Origin of the sequence: Pseudomonas sp. BNK-44-b (assembly GCF_047456245.1) — a bacterium.
Lineage (GTDB): Bacteria > Pseudomonadota > Gammaproteobacteria > Pseudomonadales > Pseudomonadaceae > Aquipseudomonas > Aquipseudomonas machongensis.
Genome location: NZ_CP179908.1, coordinates 4,210,946 through 4,228,568 on the forward strand (window position 1 = coordinate 4,210,946; position 17,623 = coordinate 4,228,568).

Consider the following 17,623-nt stretch of genomic DNA (forward strand, 5'->3'; position numbering starts at 1 on the left):
TCAAGCATAGCTTCAGCGGATGGTCAGTGCCTCGAGCTTGCCGCTGTTGCCATAGACATAGATGGTGTCGCCGACCACCAGGGGACGGGCGCGCAGGCCATCGCTGTCGATACGCTCACGGCCGACGAAGCGACCATCGACCTGGCTGAGCAGGTGCAGGTAACCCTCGAAGTCACCCACCGCGACATAGCTGGAGAACACTTCCGGTGCCGACAGTTGGCGACGGGCCATGGAATCGTTGGTCCACAGCGCCGAAGACGAACGCTCATCGACGCTCTCGACGGTGCCCGAAGCCTCGCTCACGTAGACGTTGCCAAAGCCCTGGGCGACACCGACGTAGCTGGAGGCATCGCGCTGCCACAGTACACGGCCGCTTTCCAGATCCAGGCCCGCGACGCGACCCTGGTAGCTGGTGACGTACAGGGTACCACCGGACAGCAGCAAGCCACCGTCGATGTCCACCACGCGGTCCAGCTCGGAACGGCCTTGCGGCACGGCCACGCGGGCCTCCCACACCGGTACGCCGTTCTGCGTGTCGACCGCAATCACCTTGCCGGTGGACAGGCCAGCCACCGCCAGGCGGTTGGTGACGATCGGCGCGCCGGTACCACGAAGAGTGAGTACCGCAGGCGAGCTCTCGTAGATCCAGCGGCGATCACCGGTGCTGAAGTCCAGGCCGATCAGACGGTCGTCCTGGGTCTGCACCACAACCACATCACCGTTGGTCGCCGGCGGAGCCAGCACTTCGCTGGTGACGCGCGAGCGCCAGCGCTCTTCACCGGTGCTGGAGTCCAGGGCGATGACTTCACCCTTGAGGGTACCCATCATCAACAGGCCGTAACCCACGCCGACAGCGCCGGAAACCGGCACCTCCAGGTCCTTCTTCCACACCACGTCACCGTTGCTGCGGTTCAGGGCGAAGACCTTGCCGTTGACGTCGGCAGCGTAGATGCGGTCGTTCTCGATGGCCGGCACCAGGGTGTTGTACTTGTCACCCTGGCCGTCACCGATCGAACGGCTCCACTGTTTCTTGAGCACCACCTCTTCGGTGAACTTGGTCAGTTCGGCCGGGGGCAGTTCCTTCTTGCTGTTGCTGCTGCAACCCGCGGCCAGCACGGCCAGGGCGAGCACTGCTGCTTGTTTCCAACCGGTCACTTCACGCGTCCCCTTTGGCCAGGTCATCCAGCTTCAGTTGCAGGCCACCGATCGCGGCGTCGTCGGACAGCGCGGCCTTGGCTTTTTCATACGCACCGTGGGCATCGTCGGCACGGCCCAACTGGACCAGCAAGTCACCCTTGAGCTCCTCGCGGCTGGCCAGGAACGCCTTGTCGGCGTCACCGTCGAGCAGCTTGAGGGCCTCCTCGGCCTTGTCCTGGGCAGCGAGCACACGGGCCAGACGCTGGCGCGCGATCTCGCCGAGGGTGGCATCGGCCGGCTTGTCCATCACGCTCTTGAGCTCGGCGGCGGCATCGTCCAGCTTGCCGCTGTCGACCGCGACCTTGGCCACGAACAGGCTGCCGTACTGGGCATAGGCCGAACCGCCAAATTCGCTCTTGAGCTTGCCGGACAATTCGGCGACCTTGGTCGCATCCGGCTTGCCGTCAGGCGTCAGGGTAGTTTCCAGCAACGCCTGGTACAGCGCCGAAGCGCCTTGCGACTGGTTGCTCTGGTACTTGTGCCAGGCCTGCCAGCCCATCACCACCGCGGCGGCGAGCAGGGCACCGGTCAGCAGCGGCTTGCCGTTGCGGTTCCACCAGTCCTTGGCTGCGGCCAGGCCATCATCATCGGTACTCGACACCCCAATACTCCTTTTCAGCAATTCGGCTGTTTGACCGCTTCACGCCTGCGCGAGAGCAGCTTGCAGGTGCTCGGCCAGAGCATCCCAGGCAATGTTCTGTTGTTCGCCCTGGCCACGCAGGGGCTTGAAACCTACCACTTGTTGCGCCAGCTCGTCGTCCCCCAGGATCAGGGCGAACAGCGCCCCGCTCTTGTCGGCCTTCTTGAACTGGTTCTTGAAGTTGCCACCACCGGCGTTGACCGCCAGGCGCAGGCCCGGCAAGCGATCGCGCAGTTGCTCGCTGATCTTCAGGCCCGCCAGCTCCGCCTGCTCGCCGAAGGCGCACAGATAGACATCCAGCGTGCGGCTGATCGACTCGGGCACCTTGCCCAGCGTCTCGATCAGCAACAGCAGGCGCTCGATACCCATGGCGAAGCCCACGCCAGCCGTCGGCTTGCCGCCCATCTGCTCGACCAGGCCATCGTAGCGGCCACCAGCGCAGACAGTGCCCTGGGCACCGAGCTTGTCGGTCACCCACTCGAACACGGTCTTGCTGTAGTAGTCCAGGCCACGCACCAGCTTGGTGTTGATCACGAACGGGATTCCGGCAGCGTCCAGGCGGGCCTTCACACCCTCGAAGTGCACGCGGGACTCTTCGTCCAGGTACTCTTCGAGCTTCGGAGCGCCCACCAGGGCGGCCTGGGTGCCTTCGTTCTTGCTGTCGAGGATGCGCAGCGGGTTGCTCTGCAAACGACGCTTGCTGTCGTCGTCCAGCTGATCGATACGTTCGCTGAGGAACTCGACCAGCGCGTCGCGATAGCGCGCACGGGCTTCGCTGGTGCCCAGGCTGTTGAGCTCGAGCGTGACCGCGTCCTGGATACCCAGGCGCGCCCAGAGGCGCCAGGTGAGCATGATCAGTTCGGCGTCGATGTCCGGACCGGCCAGGTTGAATACCTCGACGCCGATCTGGTGGAACTGGCGATAGCGCCCCAGTTGCGGGCGCTCGTGGCGGAACATCGGGCCGACATACCAGAGTTTCTGGACCTGGCCGTTGCCGATGATGCCGTGCTCGAGCACAGCACGCACACAGGCGGCAGTGCCTTCGGGACGCAAGGTCAGCGAGTCCTTGTTGTCCTGGAAGGTATACATCTCTTTTTCGACGATATCGGTGACTTCACCGATCGAGCGCTTGAACAGCTCGGTGAACTCGACGATCGGCGTGCGGATTTGGCTGTAGCCGTAGCCGTCCAGCAGGCCGGCCACGGTGCCTTCGAAGTAGCGCCACAGGGGCGACTGCTCGGGCAGGATGTCGTTCATGCCACGGATGGCTTGCAGCGATTTGCTCACGAAAAGTCCTTACGAATCTGTCTATCAGCCGCGGGCGATAAGCGCCGCGTCGGCCTCGACCTTCTCGGCCGCTTTCTGGCGGATGAGCTTTTCCAGCTCATCGACCAGGTTGTCATTGGTCAGCTTCTGCGCCGGCTTGCCATCGATGTACACCAGGTTGGGGGTGCCACCGGTCAGGCCGACGTGGGATTCCTTGGCTTCGCCCGGGCCGTTGACCACGCAGCCGATCACCGCGACGTCCAGCGGCACCAGCAGGTCTTCCAGGCGCCCTTCAAGCTCGTTCATGGTCTTGACCACATCGAAATTCTGCCGCGAACAACTCGGGCAGGCGATGAAGTTGATGCCACGCGAGCGCAGGTGCAGCGACTTGAGGATGTCGTAGCCGACCTTCACTTCCTCGACCGGATCGGCAGCAAGGGAGATGCGAATGGTATCGCCAATGCCTTCGGCGAGCAGCATACCGAGGCCGACGGCGGATTTCACCGTCCCCGAGCGCAGACCACCGGCTTCGGTGATGCCCAGGTGCAGCGGCTGCACGATCTGCCTGGCCAGCAGGCGGTAGGCTTCGACGGCCATGAACACGTCGGAGGCCTTGACGCTGACCTTGAAGTCCTGGAAGTCGAGGCGGTCAAGGTGCTCGACATGGCGCAGCGCCGACTCGACCAGCGCAGCCGGGGTCGGTTCGCCGTACTTCTTCTGCAGGTCCTTTTCCAGCGAGCCGGCATTGACGCCGATGCGAATCGGGATCCCACGGTCGCGAGCGGCATCGACCACCGCGCGCACGCGGTCTTCACGGCCGATGTTGCCCGGGTTGATGCGCAGGCAGTCAACACCAAGCTCGGCGACGCGCAGGGCAATCTTGTAGTCGAAATGGATGTCGGCGACCAATGGCACGCTGACCAGTTGCTTGATCTTGCCGAAGGCTTCGGCCGCGTCCATGTCTGGCACCGAGACGCGGACGATGTCGACACCGGCATCGACCAGGCGCTGGATCTGCCCAACGGTGGCGGCGACATCATTGGTGTCGGTGTTGGTCATGCTCTGTACCGCGATGGGTGCATCACCACCCACCGGAACATTGCCGACCCAGATTTTGCGGGATTCGCGACGTTTGATCGGAGATTCGCCGTGCATGACTTACTGTCCCAACTTCAGGCGAGCGGTCTCGCCACTGGTGAACGGGGCGACATCGACGGCCTGACCGTTGTAGCTGACCTGAGCGCCGCGGGCAAAGCCCAGGCGGACCGCGAACGGCGGCTTGCCGGTCAGTTCCAGGCTGTCACCCTTGCGCTTGATCGCGCTGAACAGCACCTTGCCGTTGCCATCGGTGACCTGGGTCCAGCAATCGGCGGTGAATTGAATGGCGACCTTGCCATCGCCAGCAGCCACCACGGCAGGCTCGGCAGCAGCGGGAGCGGTCGGTGCGGCGTGGGTGGCAGGCGCGGTCGGTGCGGGCGTGGTGGCCGGCGTGTGGGTCTGGGCAGGAGCCTGGGCAACCGGAGCGGCTGGAGCGGCGGCTGATGCCGAGGTGGCCGGGTCGCTCTGCACAGGCGCCTCGGCGGCGGGTTCGGTCGGAGCCTGCTCAAGCGGCAGTGGCGCGCTTTCAGGCTGCTGGCCAGCAGTCACGGCCTGATCTTCCGGCTCGTCGAGCGGGTGGATCTGGGTGGTGCCGTCGGCGCTTTCGACCTCGACATGCTCCAGGGCGATCTTGGCCAGGTCCTTGCCACGCAGGCTGCTCTGGTCCTGCCACCAGAAGAAGCCGCCACCGACCACAGCCACCAGCAGCAACAGGCTGACGACACGCAGGATGTTGTGCGACAGGCGCACCGGCTCCTCGATACGACCAAGGGCATGCACTTCGCTGCCCTTGGCGTGAGTCCCGGTGATCTGGTCGAAAGCCTCGACGAGCGGCGCCTGGTCCATGTCCATGAGCTTGGCGTAGGCGCGGATATAGCCGCGCGCGAACGTGTGTCCGGGAAGCTTGTCGAAGGCGCCGGTTTCCAGGTTGTTCAGCGAAGTGACCGTGAGATTCAGCTTACGGGCGACCTCGGCCTGCGACCAGTTCCGGTTCTCGCGGGCCTGGCGCAAGACATCACCGGGATTCTGCTGAATCGCTGCTGCTGCTTCGGGGTGCGCGGCTTTCATCGTTGCTCCGACAGGTATTGCTGATATTCCGGCGTACCGGGATAAAGTCGTTGTAATTTCTTGCCCAGCTCGGCCGCGGTGCCGTGCTCTTCGAAGACTCGGGCGAGGCGGCTGCCCAACAACAGACTGCGGGCGTCATGATCGCCTTGCTGGCTGAAACGTTCGTAGTAGTCCCGGGCCTGGCACATAATGCCTGTTTTCGTAGGACAACTCAGCCATTTCCAGCAGTGCTCGTGGTTGCCGTTGATTGAGCCGCAGGGCCTTGTCCAGGTATTCGTGCGCCTGCTCGCGGCGCCCCTGCTTGAGTGCGGTCAGGCCAAGGTTCTCGTACACCCGGGAGCGCTCAGGATACAGGGTATCGGCGGCGGCTTGGCGAAACATCTGCTCTGCCTGGCGAAAATGCCCTTGAGCATATAGGAAACTGCCGTAGTTGTTGCGAATCCGCGTGTCATCCGGCCATTGCGACAAGGCTTCGCGGAAATGGCCATCGGCCAGATCGGGCTCGCCCTGGGCCTGAAAGACCAGGGCCAGGGCGGCGTGTGCATCGGCATCACGGCTGTTCAACGCAAGCGCCCTTGCCAGCGGGGCCTTGGCTTGCTCAGTCATGCCTTGTTGCAAATACCCCAGGCCCAACTGCACGTAGGCACGCCCTGCCTCCGCCCTGCCCTGTCGGCTGGAAAGCGGATCACCTGCACCGCCGGACACGCAGCCGGCCAGCAGCAAAAGCGACAGGATCGACAGCGCGGCGCGCAGGGTCATCGGCGGAGTCCGTCAGTGGCGCGCAGCGCTGTCTTGCAGCTCGCTGCCATCGGCGTTGATCTGGCGCACGGCGATGTAGCGTTCGCTGCGGCGGGTGCGGTCCATTACCTGCCCCACCAACTGGCCACAGGCCGCGTCGATATCTTCGCCGCGGGTGGTGCGGGTGGTGACGTTGAAGCCGCCGTGGTGCAGCAGATCCTGGAAGCGACGGATCGCATTGTTGCTGGGGCGCTCGTAACCGGAGTGCGGGAACGGGTTGAACGGAATCAGGTTGATCTTGCACGGCACGTCACGCAGCAATTCGATCATCTGCGCGGCATGCTCAGGCTGATCGTTGACGTCCTTGAGCAAGGTGTACTCGATGGTGAGCACCCGCTTGCCACCGAGCGTGGACATGTAGCCCATGCAGGACTCAAGCAGCATCTTGAGCGGGTACTTCTTGTTGATCGGGACCAACTGGTTGCGCAGCGCGTCGTTGGGCGCATGCAGCGACAACGCCAGCGACACGTCGATGTGCTTGGCCAGCTCGTTGATCATCGGCACGACACCCGAGGTGGACAGGGTGACGCGACGCTTGGAAATGCCATAGCCCAGATCGTCCATCATGATCTTCATCGCGGCGATGACATTGTCGAAGTTCAGCAAGGGCTCGCCCATGCCCATCATGACCACGTTGGTGATAGCGCGGTCGATCTTGGCGGGGACGGTCCCGAAAGATTTGTTGGCAAGCCACACCTGGCCAATCACTTCGGCGGCGGTGAGGTTGCTGTTGAAGCCTTGCTTGCCGGTGGAGCAGAAACTGCAGTCCAGGGCACAGCCGGCTTGCGACGAAACGCAGAGGGTACCGCGGTCGTCGGTGGGAATGTAGACGGTCTCGACGCAGCTGCCGGAGGCAACGCGGACTACCCATTTACGGGTACCGTCGGCGGAAATGTCCTCGCTGACCACTTCCGGGGGGCGAATCTCGGCAACGGCCTCGAGCTTTTCGCGCAAGACCTTGCCAACGTTGGTCATGTCCGCAAAGTCGGACACGCCAAAATGGTGAATCCATTTCATCACCTGACCGGCACGGAAGCGCTTCTCCCCGATCGAGTCGAAGAACTGTTCCATTTCCGGCAGGGTCAGCCCCAACAGGTTGATTTTGCCAGTAGATGTCGTCATGGATTCACCCTCACTCGTAAGCTTTCGCTTAGCGAGTGGTTACCTCGGTAGCAGCGAAGAAGTAAGCGATTTCGCGAGCTGCAGCGGCTTCGGAGTCCGAACCGTGAACGGCGTTGGCGTCGATCGACTCGGCGAAGTCGGCACGGATGGTGCCTGGAGCGGCTTCTTTAGGGTTGGTGGCGCCCATCAGCTCACGGTTCAGAGCGATGGCGTTCTCGCCTTCCAGCACCTGAACGACGACCGGGCCGGAAGTCATGAAGGCAACCAGATCACCGAAGAAGCCACGAGCGCTGTGCTCGGCGTAGAAGCCTTCGGCTTCGGCCTTGGACAGCTGCTTGATTTTCGAAGCGACGATTTTCAGGCCGGCTTCTTCGAAGCGAGTGGTGATCTTGCCGATGACGTTCTTGGCAACTGCGTCAGGCTTGATGATGGAGAAAGTACGTTGAACAGCCATGGAAAACTCCAGAATTTGAGTGTTGCGAAAAATTAAACCCGCGAATTATACGCGGGTTCCAGGGGATTGCCTAACCTGCAGAGACGCTCAGTCGGCTTCTTCGATCCAGGCCGCCTGGATGGCCTCGAGCACTTTCTCACCGCCGCGTGACGGATCGTCGCTGAACTCTGGCAAAGCCAGCACCCAACGGTGCAGATCGACGAAATTCACATATTTAGGATCGACGTCCGGCTTGCTTTCCGCAAGCTGGATGGCGATCTCAAGTACATCAATCCATTTCAGGCTCATGGGGCAAACCTCAGTGCGGCGCTTCGGCAGCGTGGTTGAGCGTATATTTAGGCAGCTCGATGGTGAGGTCGTCCTCACCGACGATCACCTGGCACGCCAGGCGAGACTGCGCTTCCAGGCCCCAGGCCTTGTCCAGCATGTCTTCTTCCAGCTCGTCGGCTTCTTCCAGCGAGTCGAAACCTTCACGCACGATGCAGTGACAGGTGGTGCAGGCACACACGCCACCGCAGGCGCTTTCCATCTCGATATGGTGCTCGTGGGCCAGCTCCAGGATGTTGGTCCCTGGCTCCACTTGGACCACCAGCCCATCCGGGCAGAACTTCTCATGCGGCAGGAAAATCACCTGGGGCATCGGTTACTCCTCGATCTCATTCAGGTTGCGCCCGGCCAGTGCGGCTTTGACCGTCGAATCAAGGCGACGGGCGGCAAAGGCATCGGTCACCTGCGACAGACGCTTGGTCTGTTGCTCGATGGCCGCGCCATCGGTGCCGCTGAGCAAATCACGCAATTCTTGCATCTGGAAGGCGATGGCCTCGCGCTCGTCAGCGCTGAGCAGACGCTCGCCGTCGGCATCCAGGGCGCCCTGCACCGCTTCGAGCAAGCGCTCGGCATCGACCTGGTGCTCGCGCAACTGGCGCGCCTGCTTGTCGGAGCCTGCGTGCTCGAAGGAGTCCTTGAGCATACGAGCGATCTCGCCGTCGGTCAGGCCGTACGACGGCTTGACCTGGATGCTCGACTCCACGCCCGAGCCCAGTTCGCGGGCCGCGACGCTGAGCAGGCCGTCGGCATCGACCTGGAAGGTCACGCGGATCTTCGCTGCACCGGCCACCATCGCCGGGATGCCGCGCAGCTCGAAGCGGGCCAGCGAACGACAGTCGCTGATCAGCTCGCGCTCGCCCTGCAGGACGTGAATCATCATGGCCGACTGGCCATCCTTGTAGGTGGTGAACTCCTGGGCGCGAGCCACGGGAATCGTGGTGTTACGCGGAATCACCTTCTCCATCAACCCGCCCATGGTCTCAAGACCCAACGACAGCGGGATGACGTCCAGAAGTAACAATTCGCCACCCTCGCGGCGATTACCGGCCAGGGTGTCGGCCTGGATCGCGGCACCAATAGCGACGACCTGGTCCGGATCGATCGAGGTCAGCGGAGCGCGGCCGAACAGCGTGCCGACGGCTTCACGCACACGCGGCACGCGCGTCGAGCCACCGACCATGACCACCGCACCGACCTCTTCCAGCTCGACACCGCTGTCGCGCACGGCGCGGCGGCAGGCCTTGAGGCTGCGGGCGATCAGGGGTTCGATCATGGCTTCGAAGGCGGCACGGCTGAGCTCGCCCTGCCAGGCGCCATGGGCGACGCTGACGGTATCGGCGTCGGTCAAGGCCTCTTTGGCGGCACAGGCCGTCTGCAGCAGTTGACGCTGGGTCGCCGGGTCGAGATCGGCGGACAGACCGGCCTGCTCGATGATCCAGCCGGCAATGGCGTGGTCGAAGTCATCGCCGCCCAGGGCAGTGTCGCCCCCCGTGGCCAGCACTTCGAAGACGCCCGCGGTCAGGCGCAGGATCGAAATATCGAAAGTGCCGCCCCCCAGGTCGAAGATCGCCACCACGCCTTCGGCGTTCTGGTCCAGGCCATAGGCCACGGCGGCAGCGGTCGGCTCGTTGAGCAGGCGCAGCACGTTCAGGCCAGCCAGACGCGCAGCGTCCTTGGTGGCCTGGCGCTGGGCGTCGTCGAAATAGGCCTGGCACGGTGATGACCGCCCCCACCAGTTCGCCACCGAGGGTTTGCTCGGCGCGCAGACGCAGGACCTTGAGAATGTCGGCCGACACCTCTACCGGACTCTTCGGCCCCTGGACGGTGTCGATGAACGGCATGTGCGACTCGCCGCCAACGAAGCGATAGGGCAGTTGCTCGCCTAGCTGCTTGACGTCGGCAAGACCGCGCCCCATCAGGCGCTTGACCGAAAGCACGGTGTTCAGCGGGTCGCTGGCGGCTGCATCACGAGCCGCCTGGCCAACGTCGCTGTGCCCGGGCAAATAGCGCACTGCGGACGGCAGGATGACGTTGCCCTGGGCGTCGGGCAGGGGCTCGCTGCGACCGCTGCGCACCGCAGCGACGAGAGAGTTGGTGGTACCCAGGTCGATACCCACCGCCAGGCGACGCTGGTGCGGCTGGGGGCTCTGACCGGGTTCGGCGATCTGCAGTAGGGCCATGCTTATCTGAATACCTTAGGCGTTATCACGGGCAACGCCGGGGTTAATCGTCGAGGCGCTCTTCGAGTTGGCGCACTTCTTGGGCGAGCTTGTCGAGAAACTGCATGCGGCGCATCAGGCGCTCGGCCCTGTCGCGCTCGGCAGCTTGATCCCAGCAGGCGGCGAAATCCTCGTTGAGCGTGTCCTGGGCGACCTTCAGGCGCTTCTTGAACACGGCAACACCGTCGAGGTCGGCTTCGTCCTGCAGCTCTTCGAGTTCTTCGCGCCACTGCATCTGCTGCAGCAGGAAGTCGGGGTCGTGGACCGTGACCTCCTGCGGCACTTCATGACCGCTGACGGCCAGCAGATAACGCGCGCGACGCGGCGCGCTGCGCAGCGTCTGGTAGGCGTCGTTGAGTGCTGCGGACTTTTCCAGGGCGACACGCTGCTCACGCTCGGAGGCGTCGGCGAAGCGGTCCGGATGGACCTCGCGGGCCAGCTCACGATAACGGGTGGCCAGCTTGTCGAGGTCCAGGCGAAAGCCCGGCTGCAGGTCGAACAGGGCGAAATGGCAAGGAGTACCCACGTCAAGCCTCAGACATTGAAGCTTTCGCCGCAGCCACACTCACCGCGCACGTTGGGGTTGTTGAACTTGAAGCCTTCGTTCAACCCTTCCTTGACGAAATCCAGCTCGGTGCCATCGAGATACACCAGGCTCTTCGGGTCGATGATGACCTTCACGCCATGGTTCTCGAACACCTGGTCCTCGTCGGCCAGCTCGTCGACGAACTCCAGCACGTAGGCCAGGCCCGAGCAGCCGGTGGTGCGCACGCCCAGGCGGATGCCCTCACCCTTGCCGCGACCGTCAAGGGAGCGGCGAATGTGGTTGGCGGCGGCTTCTGTCATGCTGATAGCCATCGGAACTCCTTACCTCGCGGCGACTTAGATCAAGCCTTTCTTCTGCTTGTAATCGCGAACGGCTGCCTTGATGGCATCTTCGGCGAGTACCGAGCAGTGGATCTTGACCGGCGGCAACGCCAGTTCTTCGGCCAGCTGGGTGTTCTTGATGGTTTCGGCTTCGTCCAGCGTCTTGCCCTTCATCCACTCGGTGGCCAGGGAGCTGGAGGCGATGGCCGAACCGCAGCCGTAGGTCTTGAACTTGGCATCTTCGATGATGCCTTGCTCGTTGACCTTGATCTGCAGACGCATCACGTCACCGCAAGCCGGGGCGCCGACCATGCCGGTACCGACGTCCGGATCTTCGGCGTCCATCTTGCCGACGTTGCGCGGGTTTTCGTAGTGGTCGATGACCTTTTCACTGTATGCCATGGTGCAATTCCTTCCTCATCAGGGAGCCGCTCTTGCTGGCGACTGCTTAGTGGGCGGCCCACTCGATCTTGGAGATGTCGACGCCGTCTTTGTACATGTCCCACAGCGGCGACAGTTCACGCAGTTTGTTCACGGCCTTGCAGACTTCCTGCGCGGCGTAGTCGACTTCTTCTTCAGTGGTGAAGCGACCGAAGGAGAAGCGGATCGAGCTGTGCGCCAGCTCGTCGTTGCGGCCCAGGGCGCGCAGTACATAAGACGGCTCGAGCGACGCGGAGGTGCAGGCCGAACCGGAAGAGACGGCGATGTCCTTGAGCGACATCAGCAGCGACTCGCCTTCGACGTAGTTGAAGCTCAGGTTCAGGTTGTGCGGAACGCGCTGGGTCTGGCTACCGTTGACGTACAGCTCTTCAAGGTCGGAGACCTGCTTGAAGAAGCGGTCGCTCAACGCCTTGATGCGCACGTTTTCAGCGGCCATTTCCTGCTTGGCGATGGCGAAGGCCTCGCCCATGCCCACGATCTGGTGGGTCGGCAGGGTGCCCGAACGCATGCCGCGCTCATGGCCACCGCCGTGAATGATGGCTTCCAGGCGAACACGCGGCTTGCGGCTGACGTACAACGCGCCGATGCCCTTCGGACCGTAGACCTTGTGCGCCGAGAACGACATCAGGTCGACCTTGGTCTTCTGCACGTCGATTTCGACCTTGCCGGCCGACTGAGCGGCATCGACGTGGAACAGCACGCCGCGCGAGCGGGTCAGTTCACCGATGGCGGCGATATCGTTGATCGAGCCGACTTCGTTGTTCACATGCATCAGCGAGACGAGAATGGTGTCGTCGCGCAGCACTGCCTCGACCATCGCCGGGGTGACGATGCCGTCTTCACCGGGTTCGAGGTAGGTGACTTCGAAACCTTCGCGCTCGAGCTGGCGAGCGGTGTCGAGGACCGCCTTGTGCTCGATCTTGGAGGTGATGATGTGCTTGCCCTTGGTCTGATAGAAGTGCGCGACACCCTTGAGCGCGAGGTTGTCGGACTCGGTGGCACCGCTGGTCCAGACGATTTCGCGCGGGTCGGCATTGATCAGCTCGGCGACCTGGCGGCGGCCATTCTCGACCGCCTCTTCAGCGCGCCAGCCGAACACGTGGGAACGCGAGGCCGGGTTACCGAAGTTTCCGTCGACCAGCAGGCAGTCGGCCATCTTCTGGGCGACGCGGGGATCGACCGGGGTGGTCGCGGAGTAATCGAGGTAGATCGGCAACTTCATTGAGTATCTCCTATCAGGCGTTGGCGTCGCTCGTCGCTGCATCAGTCGACGGCGGACGTCTCAATCTTGTCCAGCTGGGCAACGCGACCGGCGACTCGACGCAGGTCCTGGCGCTGGGCGACTTCCTGCACCTCACGGCGCATGACGAGGTCGGACAGGCTGATGCCGCTGAGGAATTCGTGGATCTGCTGGCTGAGGTCACACCACAGGTGGTGGGTCAGGCAGGTATCACCGGCGTGGCAATCCCCGAGGCCTTGGCAGCGAGTGGCGTCTACCGACTCGTTGACCGCGTCGATTACCTGCGCCACCTGGATGGTTTCCATGCCCCGCGACAGCTGGTAGCCGCCACCCGGACCGCGCACGCTGGATACCAGGCTGCTGCGGCGCAGCTTGGCGAACAGCTGTTCCAGATAGGAGAGGGAGATGCCCTGGCGCTCGGAAATGTCGGCCAAGGATACCGGCCCATGCTGCGCGTGCAACGCCAGGTCGAGCATGGCGGTGACGGCGTAACGGCCTTTGGTAGTCAATCGCATGGCTATGGGTACCACGGGAGTTACAGGATGTGTGCGAGTATGCGATTCCCGAGCATTTAAGTCAACTATAAGACCTAGTGCTTTAGTCGGGTTTGCATGCGGGAAGCGGGCGCGATGATAGCAGACAAGGGGCGCGAGCACACGCCCCGTGTATCAGCCGGGCGTAATCAATGCGACGGAGTGTCGCTCTGCGCAGCCTGCTTGACCTCGGCGAAGTCTTCTTCCGGCAGCGCCGGCAGGGCCTTGGCACAGTAGTCACTGCCCAGGTTGGTCAGCGCCCCGCACATGCCCTCCAGGCGCTCGTCGACCGCCTGCAGGTGGTCGAGCATCTGGCCGATGGCGCGCGCTACCGGGTCGGGCATGTCGCCACTGACGCCGTAGGCATCGAAGCCGATCTTCTCGGCCATGGCCTTGCGCTTGGCCTCGACCTCGCTGTCTTCGGTCTTGACGATGATCCGCCCCGGGATCCCGACTGCCGTGGCGCCGGCCGGCACGGCCTTGGTCACCACCGCATTGGAGCCGATCTTGGCCCCGGCGCCAACCGTGAACGGGCCGAGCACCTTGGCGCCCGCCCCCACCACTACGCCGTTTTCCAGGGTCGGGTGTCGCTTGCCCTTGTTCCAGCTGGTGCCGCCGAGGGTAACGCCCTGGTAGAGCGTCACGTCATCGCCGATCTCGGCGGTCTCGCCGATGACGATGCCCATGCCATGATCGATGAAGAAGCGCCGGCCAATGGTGGCGCCCGGGTGGATCTCGATGCCGGTCATCCAGCGCCCGAAGTTCGACACCAGGCGCGCCAGCCACTTGAAGTCGCGTTTCCACAGCGCATTGCCCAGGCGATGCAGCCAGATGGCATGCATCCCCGGGTAGCAGGTCAGTACCTCGAAGGCATTGCGCGCCGCCGGGTCACGATGAAACACACTCTGGATATCTTCACGCAGACGTTCGAACATTGTTTCTAGTCCTTCCGCTTGTGCGCATCACCCCGTGCGACCTTCTGGGTCTCGGTGAGGATGCCGCGCAAAATGCTCATTTCCGAACGGTTGACCGAGCTGCGCCCATACAACCGGCGCAGGCGCGCCATCAGGTGCTTGGGCTTCTCAGGGTCAAGGAAGCTGATGTCCACCAGGGTCTTTTCCAGGTGTTCGTAGAACAGCTCCATTTCGTCCAGGGTGGCCAGCTCATCGCTGGCATCGACCTTCTCGACCTTCGCCGGCGCACCTTGCGCCGCCAGCCATGCGGTGCGCACCTCGTAGGCGAGCACCTGGACCGCGGCGGCAAGATTCAGCGAGCTGAAATCGGGGTTCGATGGAATGTGCACGTGGAAGTGACATCGCTGCAGTTCGTCATTGGTCAGGCCTGCATGTTCACGACCGAACACCAGGGCGATCTCCTCGCCAGCGGCCGCACGCGCGACGCTCTGCACCCCGCATTCGCGCGGGTCGAGCATCGGCCACGGCATGCTGCGGTCTCGGGCGCTGGTACCAATCGCCAGACTGCAACCGGCCAGCGCCTGCTCGAGCGTATCGACCACGATGGCGCCCTCCAGCACGTCGTCGGCACCAGAGGCGCGGGCACTGGCGTCGGCCGCGGGGAAATCCAGTGGCTGGACCAGCACCAGGCGCGACAAGCCCATGTTTTTCATGGCACGAGCAGCGCCGCCGATGTTGCCGGGGTGGCTGGTATTGACCAGAACAACACGAATATTCTGCAGCAAGGTGTCGAGCTCACGGATGCCTATAAAGGGGGGAACGATCTTACCTAAGCGACGGGCGTAACGCCACGAATGCGAATGTCACCCTTCTGCCGGAACAGTTTTCTGATAGACTAGGCGGCTTTCTTCTTTAACATCTCCAGGTGAAACGCCCATGCAGCCTATGCTGAATATCGCCCTGCGCGCCGCTCGCAGCGCCAGTGAACTGATTTTCCGCTCCATCGAACGCCTGGACAGCATCAAGGTCGACGAGAAAGAGGCCAAGGATTACGTCTCCGAGGTCGATCGCGCCGCCGAGCAGACCATCGTCAACGCCCTGCGCAAGGCTTACCCGAACCACTCGATCCAGGGTGAAGAGACTGGCCTGCACGCCGGCTCCGGTGAGGAAGGCAAGGACTACCTGTGGATCATTGATCCACTGGATGGCACCACCAACTTCCTGCGTGGCGTTCCGCACTTCGCGGTCAGCATCGCCTGCAAATACCGCGGCCGTCTCGAGCACGCGGTCATCGTCGACCCGGTCCGCCAGGAAGAATTCACCGCCAGCCGCGGTCGTGGCGCCCAGCTCAACGGTCGTCGCCTGCGTGTCAGCTCGCGCACCAGCCTGGAAGGCGCCCTGCTGGGTACCGGCTTCCCGTTCCGCGACAGCCAGATGGCTGACCTGGACAACTACCTCGGCATGTTCCGCGCCCTCACCGGCCAGACCGCCGGCATCCGCCGCGCGGGTTCCGCCGCCCTGGACCTGGCCTACGTTGCCGCAGGTCGTTTCGACGCCTTCTGGGAGTCGGGCCTGTCCGAGTGGGACATGGCGGCAGGCGTACTGCTGATCCAGGAAGCGGGCGGCCTGGTGAGCGACTTCAACGGTGGCCACGACTTCCTCGACAAAGGCCACATCGTTGCCGGCAACATCAAGTGCTTCAAAGCGGTACTGACCGCCATCCAGCCGCACCTGCCGGAAAACCTGAAGCGCTGAGCCAGGGCTTCGGATGCAAAAAAAGCACCCCTCGGGGTGCTTTTTTTGTGCCTGCTTTCCGTGGTTCTGCTGGCCCGCGATGAGGCCAGCATCCTGATCACTGCCCGGGCTGCGCCTGGCTCAGGACCAGCTTGCCGTTCTTGTCCAGCGGAATGGTCGAACCTGGCTCGTGGTCCATCTTCACCACACCAGCCTGGTCACCGATGGTGTACTTCACGGTGTAGCCCACCACCTTGTCGCTGATGTCGTTGACCGTGTTGCAGCGCGTTTGCGTGGTGGTGTAGGTGTCACGCTCCTGCATGCCTTCCTGCACCTTGTTACCGGCATAACCACCACCCACCGCACCTGCGACCGTGGCGATCTTCTTGCCGGTGCCGCCACCGATCTGGTTACCCAGCAGGCCACCGGCCAGGGCGCCCACCACGGTACCGGCGATCTGGTGCTGGTCCTGCACCGGACGCTGGCGCGTCACGGTCACGTCCTTGCACACTTCGCGCGGTGTCTTCACCTGCTGCTTGATCGGTTGTACGTCAGTGACCTGGGCGTATTCCGGCCCTTTGTTCACCAAGCTGTAGGTCGCCACAGCACCTCCGGCTGTAACACCGACAGCACCCAGAACCGCACCCACCAGCATTGATTTGTTCACGTGGAATCTCCTGATCATACCCGCGGGACATTGCCCGCCTTCTCCCTGCCTTGGAGCAAAAAAAAGGCGCGAGTTCAACACTCGCGCCTCTCTTTACGCCAAACGGCGTAGGACAAGCCCTTACGGCCGGTCGTCCACACCCTCGGCCTTGACCGGCGGGATCAGGTCTTCACTGTTCAGGTTCAGCCAGATCAGCACCACGTTGGCGATGTAGATCGACGAGTAGGTACCCGCCATGACGCCCAGGAACAGCGCCAGCGAGAAGCCGAACAGGTTGTCGCCACCGAAGAACAGCAGCGCAGCAATCGCCAGCAAGGTCGACACCGAGGTGGCGATGGTGCGCAGCAGGGTCTGGGTGGTCGAGACGTTGATGTTCTCGATCAGCGACGCCTTGCGCATGACGCGGAAGTTCTCACGCACGCGGTCGAACACGACGATGGTGTCGTTGAGCGAGTAGCCGATGATCGCCAGCACTGCCGCCAGCACCGTCAGGTCGAAGGTGATCTGGAAGAACGAGAGGATGCCCACGGTCACGATCACGTCGTGCACCAGCGAGACGATCGCCCCCACCGCGAACTTCCACTGGAAGCGGAACGCCAGGTAGATCAGTACCCCGCCCAGCGCCAGCAGCATGCCCAGGCCGCCCTGGTCACGCAGTTCTTCACCGACCTGCGGGCCGACGAACTCGACACGCTTGACGGTGGCCGGGTTGTCCCCGCCCACTTTCTGCAGCGCCTGGGCAACCTGATTGCCCAGTTGCGGGTCATCGCCAGGCATGCGCACCAGCAGGTCGGTGGTGGCACCGAAGCTCTGCACGATGGCCTCGTGGAAGCCGGACTCGACCAGCTCGGCACGCACCGCCTTGAGGTCGGCCGGACGCTCGTAGGTCAGCTCGATGAGCGTACCGCCGGTGAAGTCCAGGCCGAAGTTCAAGCCCTTGTGCCACCAGCTGAACAGCGCCAGTACGGTCAGCAGGACAGTGACGGCGAACGCAACGTTGCGCACGCCCATGAAGTTGATGGTTTTCATCGCAGCTCC

At 63.2% G+C, this 17,623-nt stretch carries 19 protein-coding genes and 2 pseudogenes; 1 reads left to right on the forward strand and 20 read right to left on the reverse strand.

What is annotated here, in order from left to right; all coding sequences use genetic code 11:
• Positions 1-12: 12 nt before the first annotated feature.
• The 18 genes and pseudogenes from bamB to trmJ form a co-directional block, all read right to left on the reverse strand.
• On the reverse strand, positions 13-1,155 hold the full coding sequence (gene bamB / locus ACMGGG_RS19320; RefSeq protein ID WP_054892575.1) for an outer membrane protein assembly factor BamB: 1,143 nt from the start codon (positions 1,153-1,155) through the stop codon (positions 13-15).
• A 1-nt stretch (position 1,156) separates the two neighbouring features.
• The gene (locus ACMGGG_RS19325) at positions 1,157-1,798 is read right to left on the reverse strand and encodes a tetratricopeptide repeat protein (protein ID WP_054892558.1); all 642 of its coding nucleotides are present in this window, start codon (positions 1,796-1,798) and stop codon (positions 1,157-1,159) included.
• Positions 1,799-1,837: 39 nt separating this feature from the next.
• Positions 1,838-3,124: a histidine--tRNA ligase gene (gene hisS / locus ACMGGG_RS19330; protein WP_054892557.1), complete on the reverse strand. Its 1,287-nt coding sequence runs from the start codon at positions 3,122-3,124 to the stop codon at positions 1,838-1,840.
• A 24-nt stretch (positions 3,125-3,148) separates the two neighbouring features.
• Positions 3,149-4,258: a flavodoxin-dependent (E)-4-hydroxy-3-methylbut-2-enyl-diphosphate synthase gene (gene ispG, locus ACMGGG_RS19335; protein WP_054892556.1), complete on the reverse strand. Its 1,110-nt coding sequence runs from the start codon at positions 4,256-4,258 to the stop codon at positions 3,149-3,151.
• A gap of 3 nt (positions 4,259-4,261) precedes the next feature.
• A complete protein-coding gene (locus ACMGGG_RS19340) occupies positions 4,262-5,269 on the reverse strand; it encodes a helix-turn-helix domain-containing protein (protein ID WP_153773237.1) in 1,008 nt (335 codons plus the stop codon).
• Positions 5,266-6,028, reverse strand: a pseudogene (gene pilW, locus ACMGGG_RS19345) (type IV pilus biogenesis/stability protein PilW). The gene ACMGGG_RS19340 and the pseudogene pilW overlap by 4 nt, the downstream one beginning before the upstream one ends.
• A gap of 12 nt (positions 6,029-6,040) precedes the next feature.
• Positions 6,041-7,189, reverse strand: a complete 1,149-nt coding sequence (gene rlmN / locus ACMGGG_RS19350) for a 23S rRNA (adenine(2503)-C(2))-methyltransferase RlmN (protein WP_054892553.1) — start codon at positions 7,187-7,189, stop codon at positions 6,041-6,043.
• A 28-nt stretch (positions 7,190-7,217) separates the two neighbouring features.
• Positions 7,218-7,643 carry a nucleoside-diphosphate kinase gene (gene ndk, locus ACMGGG_RS19355; RefSeq protein ID WP_011532343.1) on the reverse strand — a complete coding sequence of 142 codons (426 nt, stop codon included), beginning with the start codon at positions 7,641-7,643 and terminating at the stop codon, positions 7,218-7,220.
• 87 nt (positions 7,644-7,730) lie between these two features.
• Positions 7,731-7,931, reverse strand: coding sequence for a Fe-S cluster assembly protein IscX (gene iscX, locus ACMGGG_RS19360; RefSeq protein ID WP_027920277.1), 201 nt, complete (start codon positions 7,929-7,931; stop codon positions 7,731-7,733).
• Between the two features lie 10 nt (positions 7,932-7,941).
• Entirely contained in the window at positions 7,942-8,283 is a 342-nt protein-coding gene (fdx, locus tag ACMGGG_RS19365) for an ISC system 2Fe-2S type ferredoxin (protein WP_414154233.1), read from the reverse strand.
• A 3-nt stretch (positions 8,284-8,286) separates the two neighbouring features.
• Positions 8,287-10,150 (reverse strand): annotated as a pseudogene (hscA, locus tag ACMGGG_RS19370) (Fe-S protein assembly chaperone HscA).
• Positions 10,151-10,193: 43 nt separating this feature from the next.
• Positions 10,194-10,715, reverse strand: a complete 522-nt coding sequence (gene hscB / locus ACMGGG_RS19375) for a co-chaperone HscB (protein WP_054892551.1) — start codon at positions 10,713-10,715, stop codon at positions 10,194-10,196.
• An 8-nt stretch (positions 10,716-10,723) separates the two neighbouring features.
• Positions 10,724-11,047: an iron-sulfur cluster assembly protein IscA gene (iscA, locus tag ACMGGG_RS19380; protein WP_003248536.1), complete on the reverse strand. Its 324-nt coding sequence runs from the start codon at positions 11,045-11,047 to the stop codon at positions 10,724-10,726.
• A gap of 24 nt (positions 11,048-11,071) precedes the next feature.
• On the reverse strand, positions 11,072-11,458 hold the full coding sequence (iscU, locus tag ACMGGG_RS19385) for a Fe-S cluster assembly scaffold IscU (RefSeq protein WP_003443374.1): 387 nt from the start codon (positions 11,456-11,458) through the stop codon (positions 11,072-11,074).
• A gap of 46 nt (positions 11,459-11,504) precedes the next feature.
• Positions 11,505-12,719 (reverse strand): IscS subfamily cysteine desulfurase, encoded by a 1,215-nt coding sequence (locus tag ACMGGG_RS19390; RefSeq protein WP_054925565.1) that lies wholly within the window; start codon positions 12,717-12,719, stop codon positions 11,505-11,507.
• 41 nt (positions 12,720-12,760) lie between these two features.
• A complete protein-coding gene (gene iscR, locus ACMGGG_RS19395) occupies positions 12,761-13,252 on the reverse strand; it encodes a Fe-S cluster assembly transcriptional regulator IscR (RefSeq protein WP_054892549.1) in 492 nt (163 codons plus the stop codon).
• A 167-nt stretch (positions 13,253-13,419) separates the two neighbouring features.
• Complete coding sequence (gene cysE / locus ACMGGG_RS19400; protein ID WP_054892548.1) at positions 13,420-14,205, reverse strand: serine O-acetyltransferase; 786 nt, start codon at positions 14,203-14,205, stop codon at positions 13,420-13,422.
• 5 nt (positions 14,206-14,210) lie between these two features.
• On the reverse strand, positions 14,211-14,969 hold the full coding sequence (gene trmJ, locus ACMGGG_RS19405) for a tRNA (cytosine(32)/uridine(32)-2'-O)-methyltransferase TrmJ (protein ID WP_112899129.1): 759 nt from the start codon (positions 14,967-14,969) through the stop codon (positions 14,211-14,213).
• Positions 14,970-15,120: 151 nt separating this feature from the next.
• Between trmJ and suhB the strand changes: the two genes are divergently transcribed.
• A complete protein-coding gene (gene suhB, locus ACMGGG_RS19410; RefSeq protein ID WP_054892546.1) occupies positions 15,121-15,939 on the forward strand; it encodes an inositol-phosphate phosphatase in 819 nt (272 codons plus the stop codon).
• Between the two features lie 97 nt (positions 15,940-16,036).
• On the opposite strand, the gene ACMGGG_RS19415 is transcribed toward suhB, so the two are convergent.
• Both ACMGGG_RS19415 and secF read right to left on the reverse strand, forming a co-directional pair.
• On the reverse strand, positions 16,037-16,585 hold the full coding sequence (locus tag ACMGGG_RS19415; protein WP_054892545.1) for a glycine zipper 2TM domain-containing protein: 549 nt from the start codon (positions 16,583-16,585) through the stop codon (positions 16,037-16,039).
• A 120-nt stretch (positions 16,586-16,705) separates the two neighbouring features.
• Positions 16,706-17,614: a protein translocase subunit SecF gene (gene secF, locus ACMGGG_RS19420; RefSeq protein WP_063546069.1), complete on the reverse strand. Its 909-nt coding sequence runs from the start codon at positions 17,612-17,614 to the stop codon at positions 16,706-16,708.
• Between the last annotated feature and the right edge of the window lie 9 nt (positions 17,615-17,623).